The sequence below is a fragment of the Pelagicoccus sp. SDUM812002 genome, assembly GCF_031127835.1.
Taxonomy (GTDB): Bacteria; Verrucomicrobiota; Verrucomicrobiia; order Opitutales; family Opitutaceae; genus Pelagicoccus.
Genome location: NZ_JARXHX010000010.1, coordinates 182,128 through 197,596 on the forward strand (window position 1 = coordinate 182,128; position 15,469 = coordinate 197,596).

General features: G+C 56.2%; 14 protein-coding genes. 6 read left to right on the forward strand and 8 right to left on the reverse strand.

The features are described 5' to 3' along the window. The 8 genes from ccoG to prfA all read right to left on the reverse strand — a co-directional run bounded on the left by ccoG (nt 1) and on the right by prfA (nt 8,116). Nucleotides 1–1,410, reverse strand: a complete 1,410-nt coding sequence (ccoG, locus tag QEH53_RS15425; RefSeq protein ID WP_309024109.1) for a cytochrome c oxidase accessory protein CcoG — start codon at nt 1,408–1,410, stop codon at nt 1–3. Between the two features lie 54 nt (nt 1,411–1,464). Next, complete coding sequence (locus tag QEH53_RS15430) at nt 1,465–1,992, reverse strand: cbb3-type cytochrome c oxidase N-terminal domain-containing protein (protein ID WP_309024110.1); 528 nt, start codon at nt 1,990–1,992, stop codon at nt 1,465–1,467. A 39-nt stretch (nt 1,993–2,031) separates the two neighbouring features. Beyond that, entirely contained in the window at nt 2,032–2,187 is a 156-nt protein-coding gene (locus tag QEH53_RS15435) for a hypothetical protein (protein WP_309024111.1), read from the reverse strand. A gap of 15 nt (nt 2,188–2,202) precedes the next feature. Further along, on the reverse strand, nt 2,203–4,503 hold the full coding sequence (gene ccoN / locus QEH53_RS15440; RefSeq protein WP_309024112.1) for a cytochrome-c oxidase, cbb3-type subunit I: 2,301 nt from the start codon (nt 4,501–4,503) through the stop codon (nt 2,203–2,205). 61 nt (nt 4,504–4,564) lie between these two features. Continuing rightward, nucleotides 4,565–4,729 carry a hypothetical protein gene (locus QEH53_RS15445; RefSeq protein ID WP_309024113.1) on the reverse strand — a complete coding sequence of 55 codons (165 nt, stop codon included), beginning with the start codon at nt 4,727–4,729 and terminating at the stop codon, nt 4,565–4,567. A gap of 434 nt (nt 4,730–5,163) precedes the next feature. Next, entirely contained in the window at nt 5,164–5,880 is a 717-nt protein-coding gene (locus tag QEH53_RS15450; RefSeq protein ID WP_309024114.1) for a hypothetical protein, read from the reverse strand. A gap of 249 nt (nt 5,881–6,129) precedes the next feature. Then, nucleotides 6,130–6,990, reverse strand: a complete 861-nt coding sequence (gene prmC / locus QEH53_RS15455) for a peptide chain release factor N(5)-glutamine methyltransferase (protein WP_309024115.1) — start codon at nt 6,988–6,990, stop codon at nt 6,130–6,132. Nucleotides 6,991–7,018: 28 nt separating this feature from the next. Next, nucleotides 7,019–8,116, reverse strand: a complete 1,098-nt coding sequence (gene prfA, locus QEH53_RS15460) for a peptide chain release factor 1 (protein WP_309024116.1) — start codon at nt 8,114–8,116, stop codon at nt 7,019–7,021. Between the two features lie 154 nt (nt 8,117–8,270). On the opposite strand from prfA, the gene QEH53_RS15465 reads away from it, so the two are divergent. The 6 genes from QEH53_RS15465 (at nt 8,271) to QEH53_RS15490 (ending at nt 14,932) form a co-directional block, all read left to right on the forward strand. Further along, nucleotides 8,271–9,287: an HAD family hydrolase gene (locus QEH53_RS15465; RefSeq protein WP_309024117.1), complete on the forward strand. Its 1,017-nt coding sequence runs from the start codon at nt 8,271–8,273 to the stop codon at nt 9,285–9,287. A 233-nt stretch (nt 9,288–9,520) separates the two neighbouring features. After that, on the forward strand, nt 9,521–10,249 hold the full coding sequence (locus QEH53_RS15470) for an ATP-binding cassette domain-containing protein (RefSeq protein ID WP_309024118.1): 729 nt from the start codon (nt 9,521–9,523) through the stop codon (nt 10,247–10,249). A 90-nt stretch (nt 10,250–10,339) separates the two neighbouring features. Then, nucleotides 10,340–11,047 carry an ABC transporter permease subunit gene (locus tag QEH53_RS15475; RefSeq protein ID WP_309024119.1) on the forward strand — a complete coding sequence of 236 codons (708 nt, stop codon included), beginning with the start codon at nt 10,340–10,342 and terminating at the stop codon, nt 11,045–11,047. 64 nt (nt 11,048–11,111) lie between these two features. Next, on the forward strand, nt 11,112–12,917 hold the full coding sequence (locus QEH53_RS15480; protein ID WP_309024120.1) for a GldG family protein: 1,806 nt from the start codon (nt 11,112–11,114) through the stop codon (nt 12,915–12,917). Between the two features lie 94 nt (nt 12,918–13,011). Beyond that, nucleotides 13,012–14,118 carry a DUF4340 domain-containing protein gene (locus QEH53_RS15485; protein ID WP_309024121.1) on the forward strand — a complete coding sequence of 369 codons (1,107 nt, stop codon included), beginning with the start codon at nt 13,012–13,014 and terminating at the stop codon, nt 14,116–14,118. Nucleotides 14,119–14,626: 508 nt separating this feature from the next. After that, entirely contained in the window at nt 14,627–14,932 is a 306-nt protein-coding gene (locus QEH53_RS15490; RefSeq protein WP_309024122.1) for a hypothetical protein, read from the forward strand. The last annotated feature ends 537 nt before the right edge of the window (nt 14,933–15,469 follow it).

A 15,469-nucleotide genomic window follows, 5' to 3' on the forward strand; every position in this document is an offset into this window, starting at 1 on the left:
TTATTTCAGCAAGCTGAGGCTGGGGCCGATGAATTCGACCGGACGCTTCATCAAGGTTTCCCCTTCGTCGTCCAAGACCCGCACCGTCATGGAAAAAGGACCCTGGAAATCGGCTTTGTCAACCAGCACGACCACCGGTCTCACCACGTTACCATTGCTGGAGATCTCAAAGGATTGATCGATTCCGCGAACCGAAATGGCTTCCTGTGCGGAATCGAGCTCTAGGCTGTAGGTAGCCGCTTGGTTCTTGGTATTACTCACGCGAACCATGAATTGGTTGCGCACCACTTCTGCATCGACGTAGTAGGAGGAACCAGGAGCGCGCCAAGCCGTGATCGTGGCATCCCCAACCCCCCTGATCGAGAAGAGCAACACGGATGCGCCCACCAAGAGCAGCACTGTGTAGAGGATCATGCGCGGACGCACGTACTTCGTCTTGCGTCCTTCCAGTCCCTCCATCGAATCGTAGCGGATCAACCCACGCGGACGCTTGAGCTTGTCCATCACCGAATCACAGGCGTCGATACAAGCGGAACAACCGATACACTCCATCTGCAAGCCTTGCCGGATATCGATTCCCGTCGGGCAAACTTGCACGCACTTGTTGCAGTCGATGCAGTCGCCCACATCAGCCGTCTTAGCCTTTCCGCGCGGTTCGCCGCGCTTCTCGTCATAGCCAATCACCATGGAGTGCTCGTCGATCAAGGCCGACTGCAGACGCCCGTAGGGACAGATCACGATGCAAAGCTGCTCACGAAACCAAGCGAAGTTGAAATACAAGGCCGCTGCGTATGCAAAAACGAATACGAAGATCTTCCAATTCTCGGCAGGTGCCTCGTGCATCATTTCCCAAAGCCCTGGAACCGACACGAAGTAAGCCATAAACATGTGGGCCAAGGCCAACGAGAGAAAGGCGAAGAGCGCGTGCTTCAGCCCCCGCTTCCAAATCCGTTCAAAACCCCAGCCGGCCGCGTCGAGTTTGCGGCGCTTGACGGCATCTCCCTCGATCCAGCGTTCTACCCGACGGTAGACGTGTTCGAGAAACACGGTCTGCGGACAGGCCCAGCCACACCAGATACGCCCCAGAAGAGCCGTCACGTAAAAGAGCCCGAAGCCCAATCCTGAAATGAGGAAGAAGGCCAGCCACAAATCCTGGGAACCAAAGGTCATCCCTAGGAAGTGGAAACGCATCGCGTTCGTATCCAAAAAGAGGGCTGGATAACCTCCAATCTCAATCCACGGCAAAGCCGCGTAGACCAGCACCAGCACATAAGCCACGAGGCGACGCGAGACCGTGAAACGCCCTTTCGTATCCGCCGGGTGGATAATGTAGCGCGAACCATCATCATTGACCGCGGTCAGCTCGTCCCGATTAGGAACGTGTTTCTTTTGGCTGTTGGAATGAGGCATCTGGATATTGAACGGTGAAAGGACGAGCTCATGCTCGTCCTTATTTAAATGGCGCTACTTCACCTGCTTACTGACTAGAAACGCCACCACTTGGTTCACCTTCTCGTCGCCCAAAACAGGGCCCCAAGGCGGCATCCCCGCAGTCGCAACCCCCTCGTCCACAATCTTCTTGATAGCGAGCGGATTGGAGCCGTGCTTCCACTCCGCGTCGTTGAGGGCGAGACCGATGCCGCCCTCGCGGTTCGCGCCATGACAGGCCGAACAGTTCTGGGTGTAGATCAACTCGCCAGCGGAAACGATGCCCTGATCCTTAGCCATCACCGCAAAGGTGTCGTCGTCGAGCACGCCCGCCTCGGCCTTGGCTCTGGCAACGTTCTCGTCGATTTCTGCCATCGCCGCCTTGAGCTCCTCTTCCTGGTCGAGGCCGATGCCCGCCTTTTGATAGTAGACCCAATAGGCGATGGAAAAAACGATCGTGGCATAGAGGGTAAACAGCCACCAATTGGGCAGGCTCTTGTCGAACTCCTGGATACCGTCGAACGTATGCTCGCGGATTTTTTCTTCGTTCGGATTCTGACTCATTTCTAAAAGCTTTCTTGTAATTTATTTTTCAATACAACCTTAGTCATCGAGCGGCATGCGGCTCGCCTTGCAGCTTTCGGCCTTCCCCATCTTGAGCGCTTTCCAGACAATAATGCCGAAGGCTAGGAAAAAAAGCACGAAACCGATCTTGGGAAAAAGCGTGTGCCACTCTGTGTATTCAACTCTTTGAAACATGGTTTTCTTTCCTTTTTAGTTGGTTGCGACTTCGTGCTCTAGGTCGATCGACTTGCCGAGCTGCTGCAGGTAGGCGATCAGGGCCACGATCTCCGTGTCCGCGTCGACTTCCTTGCCCTGTGATTCGAGTTTCTTCTGGATGGCCTTGGCTTGGGCCTTGGCTGCAGAATCGATCTCCGCTGGCGACCAGTCGGGGAATGGAACGCCTAGCATCTTCTGAGCATTGATTTTGGAGGGAAGCGAACCGTAGTCCGTAAACTTTTCGAAGAGCCACGGATAGTTGGGCATGTTCGAGCCCGGCGATGTCTGACGCGGATCCAGCATGTGATCGTAGTGCCATGCATCTGGATACTTGTCGCCGAGGCGAGCCAGATCCGGCCCAGTACGCTTGGATCCCCATTGGTAAGGGTGGTCGTAGATCGATTCGCCGAGGCGGCTGTAGTCGCCGTAGCGCTTCACTTCCGCCACGAAGGGTCGGATCTGCTGCGAGTGGCAATTATAGCAGCCCTCGCTGACATAAATGTCGCGTCCCGCCAGCTCGAGCGGCGTGTAGACCTTCTGCATTTTGTCTTCTGCCACGCTGGCCTTGTCGATGTTGACCAGCGGGACGATCTGCACCACCCCGCCCGTCGCGGCCGAGATGAGCACCAGCACAGTAAATGGCATGGAGTTCTCTAGCAGTTTATCGTACCAATGAGCGAAGCTGTCGCCGCTTCGGGTGAAGTGAACGATGCAGCTCATAACCGTCACGATGGTGGCCCCCATTCCGATGAGTTCCAAGAAGCCGTCGGCAAAAAGCCAGATGCAGGAGAATACGACGAGTCCTGCCGAATAGAGAAATGCGGGGTGCGTAACCGCTCCGATCAAGCCCATCTTCTTCGCGTCTTCGTCCGCAGCGGACACTTCGCAAACGCCGTTGACCGCTTCGCCGGACTGTACCGTCTTCCAGATGTTGTAGGCCATCAGGATGAAGCCTGCGAGATAGATCCCGCCACCGACCACCCGGGTCAGCATGAGGGGACGGATGGACTGCAGGGTTTCCAAGAAATTTGGATACGCGAGGATACCTTGCTCGTCCGCATTGTTGAGCATGAGGCCTTGGGTGATGCCCGAGACCCACATCGACGCTACGTAGAGAAGGATTCCCACTAGCCCCAGCCAGAAGTGCATATTCGCCATAGGCACCGAGTAGAGCTTCGTCTTCCAGAGGCGAGGAGCCAGGAAGTAGAACATACCCGCCGCCATGAATCCGTTCCAGCCGAGCGTGCCGGCATGAACATGTCCGATGATCCAGTCCGTGTAGTGAGCGAGCGCGTTGACGGAGCGGATGGAAAGCAACGGTCCTTCAAACGTGGCCATGCCGTAGAAAGTCACGCCGGCTGCGAAAAACTTGAGTACGGGATCCGTGCGGAGCTTGTCCCAAGCGCCGCGCAAGGTTAGCAAACCGTTGAGCATCCCTCCCCACGACGGCGCCCACAGCATCAAGCTGAAGATCATGCCGAGCTGCTGGAGCCAGCCGGGGAGCGCGGTGTAGAGCAAGTGATGAGGCCCCGCCCAGATGTAGATGAAGACCAGCGACCAGAAGTGCACCACCGATAGGCGATAGGAGTAAACCGGTCGGTCCGCCGCCTTCGGCATGTAGTAATACATGATACCGAGAATCGGAGTGGTCAGGAAGAACGCCACCGCATTGTGGCCGTACCACCACTGCACCAGGGCGTCTTGAACGCCTCCAAAGATTGGATACGAGTGCAGCAGTCCCGTCGGGATGGACAGGTGGTTGACGATGTAGAGCATCGCCACCGTTATAATCGTGGCGATGTAAAACCAGATGGCCACGTAAAGAGACTTCTCGTTTCGCTTGGCCAGCGTGAGGAAGAAATTGATTCCAAACACCACCCAAATGAGCGCTACGGCGATGTTGATTGGCCAGATCAGCTCCGCGTACTCCTTGCCGCGGGTGTAGCCCAAGGGAAGCGTGATCGCTGCGGAAACGATGATTAGCTGCCAGCCCCAGAAGTGAACCTTCGATAAGAGGTCGGAGCCCAATCGGGCCTTCACCAAACGCTGCGTGGAATGGTAGACCCCCGCGAACATCATGTTGCCCACGAACGCGAAGATCACCGCGTTGGTGTGCAGCGGACGCAAGCGGCCAAAGGTCAGCCAAGACGTATCGAAGTTAAGGATGTGGAAGTTTAGCTGGGCCGCTACGATGACGCCTACCAGCATGCCAACGATACCCCAAAAAATGGAGGCGATCATGAACATGCGAACAGTTTGGTCGTCGTACTCGATTACTCGTTTCTGATCGGACATTAGGTCAGTGGGTTGCTTGAGGAGGTCTTCGCTTGTTGAATATTTGAAAGTGGCATCTAGTCTATGAGCGCTCGCGATGAGCTACCGTTCGCTCCTCTTCCAAGGGCATGAGGCTGTCGCGCTCCGGACTGCTCCAATTCGACGCGCGGCGCGTGAAGGCGAAGAATGTAAGTGCCAGGCTGACAAGAATCAGCCCGATGAAGACGGTTAGGAATAGGACGTTCATTTCTCTAGAAGGGGGGCTAATTTGATCGGTTAAGCTTTCTACTATTAAATACCTTTATTTCTTTTATTACTCATAAAATTTTCGAATCAAGCCTTATTCGCGAACAATTGAAGATAAGAAGGTCGTTAATTAACACTTCTTATTCCCGAAATCAAATCTGCTACCCCGATTCCCCTGAATTCGAAGCATGTATGACAATATTCTTACAATACGATGGGACCGGTTCCCCCCGCCCCTCGTAGCTGGAGACTCCACGCAGCGCAGCGCAGCCTCCGGTATAATCGTTTAGGTCTTGCTACCGGCCCTCCGCCATCTCCAGTGAAACGACCCGATAGCAACTAGGATAACCGTGTTGCGAACTGATTCGCAGGCCAATGACTCTTCCTCTTCTAAAAAGGGAGTCCCTCTCGGAGCAGAGAAAATTCGGGGGCGTTCTAGCGATCGAGCGCCATCGAGAGTAGATAGCCGTTCTCGCCCATCTTCTGCAAAAGGCAGTCAACGATTCCCGCTTCTTGGTAGAAACAGAAAACCATACTCTCGTTTCTGTAACTTAGCTCGGTGGTCGAGTTTCTCTGATTTATCGCGCCTTGCAAGTAGTCCCATTGAGCGAGCGAGAAGTAGTCGTCCACTCTCTTCGATGCCGGAAAGTACTTTTCGCAAAAGTCGCGAGCCGCGTTGGACGCAGACTCCACTCGGCCCTCTCCATCGAGAAAGAACGAAATCACTCCAGACTTCCCTCGGTCCGACATCAATTCAACGACACGGTCCCTCACCGATCTACTGAAAACCCCTTTGGCGCACATCAGAATCGATCGATAGTGCTCCCTCGGCTGCCATATCCGACTGCCTCCATCCACGCCCGCCGCACGAAACAAATGCACATCCAAACTGACGCGAAGGCCAACCGAGAGTGAGAGCAAGACCTCCCCCGCGTCCACCTCCCTCACCTCCACTCGGTCGAAACTCTGGATGTCCTCAGCGTTAACGTAGTCCGGTCGGAGCTGGATGACCACATCTTCCAGTTCGTAAATCCGAATAAGGTGAGCCTTCAACTCTCCCCAATCATTGAACGTCTTGCATTCGACCGGGCAGGATTTTTCGCCGCAAAACTTGGCGCCCTGAGAGTTGTTTCCTGTAGAAGTTGCCTTCAATGAGTCTGTGTAGTTCGAGTTCTGCGTCCTTAATTCCCGTGGCAAACGGTCCGAACGGATCGCTTCCAGGCCCTAAAAACTCTAAACGTCCCCCGGCGCCTGAACTGATACCACGAAAATAGAACAAAAATGTAGCTGACTACACTAATCCGAAGTTTCCGCAGTCTTGTCGAGCACCATGTCTCTTTTTACCTAGGTAAATTTAATGGGCTCGTAATTCTATCGGCATGGCGAAATGGAGGCTTAGAACTACTTCACAGCTTTTACGAAGCGGGGCCGATCGCTCCAATCGTCAACGCCTTCGCACTGTCCGTAGCCAAGCTCTCGGCAAAGGGTCAATAGCGGTTCGCGATGCTTAACTCCCGTTTCCAGCCAGAGCGCGCCCCCTAGCTTCAAACGCTCGTAGCTTCCCCGCACGATCGTCTGTAAATCCGAAATCCCTGCCTCTTCCGCGAACAATGCGGAGCGAGGTTCGAAATCCTTCACCTCGGGTTCCGCCGACTCCATTTCCTCGTCGGTCAGGTAAGGCGGATTAGATACGATCAAGTCGAACTCCCCTTCGGGGCCGAAATCCGAAAACCAATCGGAAAGCACGAAGGTCACGCGATTCTGCAGTCCGCAACCAAGCGCGTTTTCCTGGGCCAGCTCCAGCGCCTCGCGACTGGCGTCCACCGCGAAGACCGCTGCTCGTGGCAAGGCAAAGGCCAAGGCCAAAGCGATCGCCCCACTCCCTGTACCCAAATCGACGATACGATAAGGCTCATCGTTTTCACCGAGCGAGCCGAGCGCTAACTCTACCAGCTGTTCGGTCTCCGGCCGCGGGATTAACGCTCGCTGGTCGACCTTGAGCTCCAGCTCGTGAAAAGGCGTGGTGCCAAGAATATACTGCAGCGGCTCGCGTTTGGCCCGACGGGCTACCTTGGAGCGCATGTCCGCCAGTTCTGCCTCCTTGAGCGGACGATCGAACTGCATGTAGAGCTTCATGCGGTCGATGCCGAGCGCTGAGGCTATCAACCATTCCGCATTGAGACGGGCACTCTCCACCCCTTTTCCATCTAGGAAAACAGAGCTGCGCTGAATCACATCCAGCACTGTCAATATTTCAGGCATCTTATATTAGGGAAAGTGCGTATCCAGATTATTTGGACTGGGTAGAGCTCATCAACGCATCGATTTTGAGGCGCATGTCCTCGTTTTCGAGCGTTTCCAGGATCTCGTCCATCTCGCCTTCCATCACTGCGGGCAGGCTATGCAAGGTCAGCCCGATACGGTGATCCGTCAAACGGCTCTGGGGAAAGTTGTAAGTGCGGATCCGCTCGCTGCGGTCGCCAGTACCGACCTGCTTCTTGCGGTTCTCCGCGTACTTAGCCCGCTCTTCCTCTTGCTTCACCTGCAGGATGCGGGAGTAAAGAACCTTCATGGCCTTGGCCCGATTCTTGATCTGGGAACGCTCGTCCGCGCAGTAGACCGTGATCCCCGTCGGCTTGTGGACGATGTTGATCGCCGAGTCGGTCGTATTAACGTGCTGGCCACCCGCGCCGCTAGCTCGGGTCGCGGTGACCTCCAAGTCTTGCGGATTGATTTCTACGTCCACCTCTTCTGCCTCGGGCAGGACCGCAACGGTAACAGTTGAAGTATGAATACGTCCTTGCGATTCCGTCTCCGGTACACGCTGCACGCGGTGTACTCCGCTCTCGAGCTTGAGCTTTTTGTAAACCTCTTCCCCACTTATCGAAAAAATCACTTCCTTGTATCCATCGATACCGCTCTCGCTGGCGCTCATCTGCTCCACACGCCACCCTTTCCGCTCGGCCAGTCGCGAATACATGCGGTAGAGGTCAGCCGCGAAAAGCGATGCCTCGTCGCCGCCAGCGCCCGCCCGGATTTCCACGATGGTATTGCGGGAATCCGTTTCGTCAGGAGGGATCATGGCGGCGAGGATCTTCTCCTCCATCGTCTCTATTTTCTCCTCCAATTCAGGGATTTCCATCTCCGCCAACTCCTTAAGTTCCTCGTCGGCCGCGGGATCGTCCATCATGCCCTTGTTGTCAGAAAGGTCCGTCTTCGCCTTCTCCAGAGCGGCGTAGTCGTCGATCAGCTGGCGCAGCTTCATGTGCTCGCGGGAAAGCGCCGCAGAGCGACGAGCGTCGCTGTAGAAGTCGGGCGCGTTCATCAATGCGTCGATTTCTTCGACACGAGCCTTAAAAGGGGAAATATCTGGAAGCTTGATAGCCATAGGAAATGAAAGCGGCGCCTCACGGCAGCCAATTTGTTGAAAAGGACGCAAATCCGTTACCGAAAGCGAGCCTCTTGGCAAGAGCAGCATTTGCAGATTGCGTCTCCCTACATCAAATTCACTCTTGCCCTTTCACTTTTCACCCTTCCCTACCGTGTCTCAGTCCTACTCTACTCAGAACAAAATCGCCATCGTTTGGGATTTCGATAAGACCCTCATCCCCGGCTACATGCAGCAGCCGATCTTCGAGAAATTCGAGGTCGACGAGCCTCGTTTCTGGGAAGAGGTCAACACCATGGCCGCCCGCTATAAGCTGAGGGGCTACACCGTTTCCGGCGAAAGCGTCTACCTCAACCACATCCTCACCTACGCCCGCGCCGGCAAGATGCCCGGCCTCAACAACAAGATGCTGCGGGCGCTGGGCAAGGAAATCGTTTTCTACGACGGACTGCCTAAGTTCTTCGAGGAGCTCCGCGAGCTCACCCGATCCCGCCCGGAGTACCTGCGCCACGACATCCAGCTCGAGCACTACATCGTCACCACCGGCCTGGCCGAAATGGTTCGAGGCTCCGCCATCGCCCCCTACGTCGACGGCATCTGGGGTAGCGAGTTCATCGAAAACCCGCTCCAGCCGGGCTACCTCGACCAAGACGATCTCGAGATCGAGTCTGAGGACATCATCAGCCAGATCGGCACCATGATCGACAACACCACGAAGACCCGCGCTCTCTTCGAAATCAACAAAGGCGCCAACAAGAACGAATCAATCGACGTCAATGCCAAGATGGCCGCCGAGGACCGACGCATCCCCTTCCAAAACATGATCTACATCGCCGACGGCCCGAGCGACGTGCCGAGCTTCTCCGTCATGCGCAAGTTCGGCGGCAAAGCGTACGCCGTCTACAAGCCCGGCAACGACGCCGAATTCGAGCAAAACGACCTGCTCCTGCAAACCGACCGCATCCACGCCTACGGCCCCGCCCGCTACTCCGCCGAATCCAATACTTCGATGTGGCTGCGCATGCACGTGCACAAGATCTGCCAACGCATCGCCACCGACCGCGAGGCCTACCTCACCCAACGCGTCGCCAAGCCCCCCCGCCATTTGAAGGACGAAGAAGCCGCCCTCCCCGAGGACCAATTAGAACAAGATACTCTCGACTTGGATTGAGAGGGGAACGGTGTGTGTCGCTTCGCCCGGCACCTCCCCGGCCCCACCCACCCCGAGCCCGCTCCTTCCAAACCGAAAATTAAAATTCCGAAAACTGAAACTTGATCTTCAAACGACTGTTTCATACAGGAACTTCCCGCTAAAAAGCTCCCCGCATGCCACGAGGAGCTTTCGCATTTCCCTTTCCCAGAAAACCCAACACCTGGGACCCAACACCCGGAACCCAAAACAAAATGGTAACAGTAGATAGACTCGTAAAAGACTACGGCACGCTGCGCGCTGTCGACGGCGTCTCATTCACCATCAACAAAGGCGACATCCTCGGTTTCCTCGGACCCAACGGAGCCGGCAAGTCCACGACCATGAAGATGATCACCGGCTTCCTCACCCCCACCTCCGGCACCGCCACGGTGGATGGCTTCGACGTCGCCAAGGATCCCATCGAGGTCAAGAAACGCATCGGCTACCTGCCCGAGTCCAGTGCCGCGTATCCAGAAATGACCGTCGTGGAATTCCTCACCTACGTCGCCGAAGCCCGCGGCATCGCCGACAAGGACGAGCTCAACTCCCGCCTGGCCGACGTCATCGTCAAGTGCCACCTCGACTCCGTCAAATACCGAGCCATCGAAAACCTCTCCAAAGGCTACCGCCAGCGCGTCGGCGTCGCCCAGGCCATCATCCACGACCCGCAGGTGCTCATCCTCGACGAGCCCACCGACGGCCTCGACCCCAACCAGAAACACGAAGTGAGAAAGCTGATACAAGCCATGTCCGCGGACAAAGCCATCATACTCTCCACACACATCCTAGAGGAAGTGGAAGCCATCTGCAACCGCGTCATCATCATCGACCAAGGCAAGGTCCTCGTCGACGAGACCCCCGCCGCGTTCAAGGCCCGCAAGCCCGGCGCCACCATTGACGAAGTCTTCCGCGAACTCACCAACAAGACCGTCCTTGCGTAAGTGGAGGGACGGGTTCCACCCCGTCCGCATCAACCCGATCCCAACACACCCGGAACCCATTACCTGAAACACGGAACCCATTTCAACCAAATGCCTATCTTCAAAAAAGAATTCCTCGGCTACTTCCGCTCCCCTGTCGGTTACGTCATCCTAGCTGTCTTCCATATCATGGTCATCGGCCTAGCCCTCTATTCTGGCTACTACAGTCGTAACGAAGCCAGCCTCAACAGCCTCTTCCGGCCTCTCCCTTGGATTCTCATCGTCTTCATCCCTGCCGTGGGCATGCGACTCTGGGCCGAAGAAAAACGCTCCGGATCCATCGAGCTGCTGTTTACCTTGCCCATCTCGCCCCGCACCGCCGTGGTGGCGAAGTTCCTCGCGGCCCTGGCCTTCATCGGCATCGGCCTTTGCCTCACTTTCTCCCTAGCCATGACCACCGGCTACCTAGGAAATCCAGACTGGGGTGTCATCTTTTCTGGATACATCGGCGCCATGCTCACCGCATCGGCCTTCCTGTCCATCACCGCCGTTTGTTCAGCCCTGACCAAGAACCAAGTCATCGCCTTCGTCATCAGCGTCATGATCTGCCTTTTCGCCACCCTCATGGGCTCCGATTGGCTCGCCCAGTTCCTCGGCAGTTCCGCCCCCACCGCCCTGCTCGACTTCCTGCGGCTGCTCAGCTTCGAACAACACTTCGCCTCCATGTCCAAAGGCCTCATCGATATCAGCGCCCTGTCCTTCTACCTGGTGCTGACCCTCGCCTGCCTCGGCATCAACATGATCGTCATCGAAAGGTAAATACAACGGCCCGAATAGCCCAGAGCCATTCACCCTTCACTTTTCACCCTTCATACTTTCCACCATGACCCTTTCCAAAAAAATCCAAGCAGCCGTTCTCATCGTCCTGAACTTCCTGCTGCTCCACTACATAGTATCCTCCCTGCCACTACGCTTCGACTTCACCGAAGAAGGCATCTACACCCTCTCGGACAGCACTAGGAACATGCTGGAGAAGCTGGAGGAGCCCGTCTCCGTCGACTTCTACTCCTCCAAGTCCATCGCCGACCTTCCCGCCTGGTTCAAGAACTTCTCCGACCGCGTCGAGCAAATGCTCGAGCAATACGAAAAAGCTTCCGGCGGGCTCATCAGGCTCAAGGTCATCGACCCCAAGCCCGACTCCCCCGAAGAAGAACGAGCCATCGCCGCAGGACTTAACGGCACCGAAATCCAAAACGGCGACCGCGTCTTCCTCGGTATGGTCGTGGCCCAAGGCGAAACCGAAACCGTCCAGCCGTTCTTCAACTGGGACCGCGAAACCTTCCTCGAGTACGATATCTCCAAGACCATCTACGAGACCCAGCTCATCACCAAGCCTCGCCTCGGCCTCATCACCTCGCTCCCCCTCAAAGCCCCGCCCGCCATGCCGATGCCGGGCCAGCCCCAGCAGCAAAGCGACCAGATCATCCTCACCCAACTGGAAACCCAGTTCGAGATCGTCGAAGTCCAAGGCAGCGAGAGCGAGCTCCCGGCCGACCTCGACCTGCTCGCCTTGATCCACCCCAAGAATCTCAGCGAGGATCTGCAGTATTCGATCGACCAATACGCCCTTTCCGGCAAGCCCGTCTTCCTTTCCCTCGATCCCTCCTCCGTCATGGAGCGCGAGCAAGGCCGCCAGCAGATGATGATGGGCCAAATGAGCCAGCCCACCCCCAGCGACCTGCCAAACCTGCTGTCAGCCTGGGGCATCGAATACGATGTCGCAAACGTGCTCACCGACCCGACCAACTCCCTTTCGCAAGGCCGCTTCACCCAGCCCTCATGGCTCATCTTCCGCAACGACTTCGTCAACCGCGACCTGCTTCCCTCTTCCGAGCTCGAGGGCGTGCTCCTCCTCGAAGCCGGACAACTCAAGCACAGCTCCGACGCCACCACCTCCTGGGAGCCCATCCTCACCACCTCCGCAGACGCCGGCCAGATCGAGAGCATGATGCTCCAGTTCACCGACCCCAGCCAGATAGGCCGCCAAGCAGAGCCGCTCGCAGAGCCCGCTACTGTCGCCGGCCTGCTCACCGGCACCGCCAGCACCGCCTTCCCCGACCGCGAGGACGAGAACAAGAAGACATCCGGCGATATCACTGTATTCATCATCGCAGACAGCGACTTCCTGCTCGACCAGTTTTCCGTGCAGCGCGTCAACTTCCTCGGCATGCAGCAGGTGCAAAAACTCAACGACAACCAAGATCTCGCCAACAACTTCATCGAGTACCTCGGCGGCAGCCGCGACCTCATCGGCATCCGCGGCAAGGCCGGTGCCAGCCGTCCCTTCGACGTCGTCCTGCGCATGGAAGCCGAGGCCCAGAAGCAGTACCAAGCCAAGCTCGAAGTCGTCGAAGCCGAACTGCAAGAAACCAACCAAAAGCTCAGCGAGATCCTCAGCGAACAAACCGGCTCGGGCATCATCTACGCCACGCCCGAGATGGAGGAGCTCATCGCCGAGAACCAAAAGAAGCAAGCCGAGCTCAAGTCCCAAATCCGCGAGATCCGCAGCGGCCTCCGCCAAGGCATCGACACCCTAGGCAACACCATCGGAGCCATCAACCTCCTCTGGGCCCCGCTCGCCCTCCTCGCCTTCGCCCTCATCTTCAACCGCATGCGCAAGTCAAACTAGGACACAACCAGGAGGGACGACTTCCACGTCGTCCGCTACAACCCGATCCTAAAAAAAACCTAGCACCCAAAAACCAACACCCAGCGTAAGCACAATGAATCTCAAAAAACTCTACATCACCACCGCTGTCCTCGCCGTAGCAGCCACCGTCACCTACTTCGTCAAAAACGCCGACACCTCCAAACCCGAGGACCCACGCATCGGCACCAACCTCGTCGACAACGACGAGCTCAACCAAGTCACCGAGCTCGAACTCATCAGCGGCACCGAGTCCATGACCTTCCTCTACGATGCCGACGCATCCAACTGGCAACTACAGGAGAGCTACAACCTCCCCGCCGACACTGGGAAGATCACCGAACTCACCAACCAGCTCAAAGAGACAAAGCTCCAACGCATCGCCTCCCGCAAGCCCGAGCGCATCGCCGACTTCGGCTTCGGAATCGACTACATCAACCTCAACGACGCCTCCGGAAACAGCATCCTCTCTCTCGACCTCGGGCGCGAAACCGAAGCCGGCAAGCAGCTCGTCCGCTTCGGCCAAGAAGAGCTCGCCTTCATAGCCAGCGACTCCTTCTCAGTAGACGGAGACCCCGTCTCCTGGCTCGAAAAGACGCTCATCGACGTCGAACGCGACGCCATCCGATCCGCCACCTTCCAGCTCGAAAACGGCGACACCCTCAGCGTCACTCGCGAGGACGACACCACCGACTGGACCACCGAAGATACACTTCCCGAAGGCAAGCAACTCGACCAAGGAGCTATCACCCGCGCCCTCAATCGACTCGTCTCCATAAACTTCATACGCCTCGCCGAGCAAAGCGACCCCGAAGTCGTCGGCGCTCAAGACCACAGCTACACCATCAGCTACACCCTCGCAGACGACAGCTCCTACACCATCACCGCTGGCCAGCGCCCCGAGGTAAAAGTCGAGAAGGAAGTCGAGACCACCAACGAAGAAGGCGAGACTGTCACTGAAATGCAGGAGGAAGTAGAAACGCCCGCCGGAGCCGTCTTCGTCCAAATCTCCAGTAGTGACTCCGATGCTGCCATAAACGAATACATGAGCCGAGCCGCCTTTGCCACCACCAGCACCCTCTACACGGCCGCTCCCAAGGCTCTGGACGACCTCCTCAGCGACATCCCAGAACCCGAGCCAGAAGAAGAGCCCGCAGAGGACCCCGAGCCCGCCGCAGAATAAGCGCTAGAATCAGCTGGAAGAAACAATACCCCGAAACCATTATCGAAAGAGGACGAGCCCCAAAGCTCGTCCTTTTTCATACACCTGGAGCGACGGCTTCCACGCCGTCCGACAAACGTCCCTAGCCACCAACACCCACCCCACGAAATACCAACATTACGGCGAAGAGAAACAGAGCAGGATTCTTCCTACCTTTTCGTGGCCGATCAACGCTCCCAAGTAACCAACCAAAACTCCCGCCCATATTTGCAATTGTTTAGGCACTACACAACTTAAGTGTCGACGTTCCACTTCTCGGTAGTGGGCAAAATCCGCTCTCCAAAATACGTTCATCTACCCACAAAAGGCACAAAATCGAATCGACGAAGTCCCTCCGTTAAAGCGAAGAGAAACAGAGCAGGACTCTTCGTGCGTTTTTGTGGCCAATCAACTCTCCTTAAAAATCCAACCAACAATTCGTGCCCATATCTCGACATAGTGGGCTAGAAAAGCTCAACCGATTCGACTCTTGAAAACCTTCGTTACCCTACTCGCCGCTTTCAACACCCTGCCACTCGCCCTGTGGGTCTTTACGGCCGCACCACTGTACAATCTAGTTGGCAGACCCATTAGCGACGAATCTGCTTTGTCACAGTTCTGCGGATACGGCTTTATCTGGGGCGCTCTACTCTATCCCATCATCCTGGTCTTCAACCATACCCTCTTCATACGGAATTACCGCAAGGCATTCTACCGTCGGGCCCTGCAATTCCAGTTGATCACCACCATTTACCTCGTTCTTGTTTTCAGCTACGGCCACGTTGCCTTCCGCTAGGCGACACCCCACAAGCATGCCTCGCGAACGCGGGAGCCCTAGGGGTTTAGAAGCTACGGTACTCCCCTCTCAATCTGTAAACACACGTCGCGAGAGACCTGCCGATCAGTGTGACACCAGCCAGCGGCGGATCAGATCAAGAACCTTCGTCTTGCTCGCCGCCGGCAGCTTCACGGACGGTTTCCCGTCTACCAAGACCAAGTACTGTCTCGGCTCCGTGGCATAGAAGGAGGAATAAAGGTCAACCTTGAATCCCTTCTTCGAGCGGTGATCGGTCACCTCAACCGAGTACCGAAGCTCGCTCCCATAAGGCAAAGATACCTCTTGCAAATCAGAATCCACAACTGCAGTCTTTACCTAATAATAAATTTGTAAACGTAAAATTTACGGGGACGTAAATTACCCCCTTAATTAACCCGTAAATTTAAGTGTCGAGAATACTACTGATGGCAGAAAATATGATTATATAACTGAATAAAGGAAACGTACTCGAATCGAAGGAAGCAGCATCCTTAAGCAGTGCGACCACGACATTCA

Excerpts from the sequence above, each read along its gene's own strand:
- ccoG (WP_309024109.1), bottom strand. The coding sequence starts at position 1,410 with ATGCCTCATTCCAACAGCCAAAAGAAACACGTTCCTAATCGGGACGAG.
- QEH53_RS15435 (WP_309024111.1), bottom strand. The coding sequence starts at position 2,187 with ATGTTTCAAAGAGTTGAATACACAGAGTGGCACACGCTTTTTCCCAAG.
- QEH53_RS15430 (WP_309024110.1), bottom strand. The coding sequence starts at position 1,992 with ATGAGTCAGAATCCGAACGAAGAAAAAATCCGCGAGCATACGTTCGAC.
- ccoN (WP_309024112.1), bottom strand. The coding sequence starts at position 4,503 with ATGTCCGATCAGAAACGAGTAATCGAGTACGACGACCAAACTGTTCGC.
- prfA (WP_309024116.1), bottom strand. The coding sequence starts at position 8,116 with ATGGCTATCAAGCTTCCAGATATTTCCCCTTTTAAGGCTCGTGTCGAA.
- QEH53_RS15470 (WP_309024118.1), top strand. The coding sequence starts at position 9,521 with ATGGTAACAGTAGATAGACTCGTAAAAGACTACGGCACGCTGCGCGCT.
- QEH53_RS15485 (WP_309024121.1), top strand. The coding sequence starts at position 13,012 with ATGAATCTCAAAAAACTCTACATCACCACCGCTGTCCTCGCCGTAGCA.
- prmC (WP_309024115.1), bottom strand. The coding sequence starts at position 6,990 with ATGCCTGAAATATTGACAGTGCTGGATGTGATTCAGCGCAGCTCTGTT.
- QEH53_RS15445 (WP_309024113.1), bottom strand. The coding sequence starts at position 4,729 with ATGAACGTCCTATTCCTAACCGTCTTCATCGGGCTGATTCTTGTCAGC.
- QEH53_RS15475 (WP_309024119.1), top strand. The coding sequence starts at position 10,340 with ATGCCTATCTTCAAAAAAGAATTCCTCGGCTACTTCCGCTCCCCTGTC.
- QEH53_RS15480 (WP_309024120.1), top strand. The coding sequence starts at position 11,112 with ATGACCCTTTCCAAAAAAATCCAAGCAGCCGTTCTCATCGTCCTGAAC.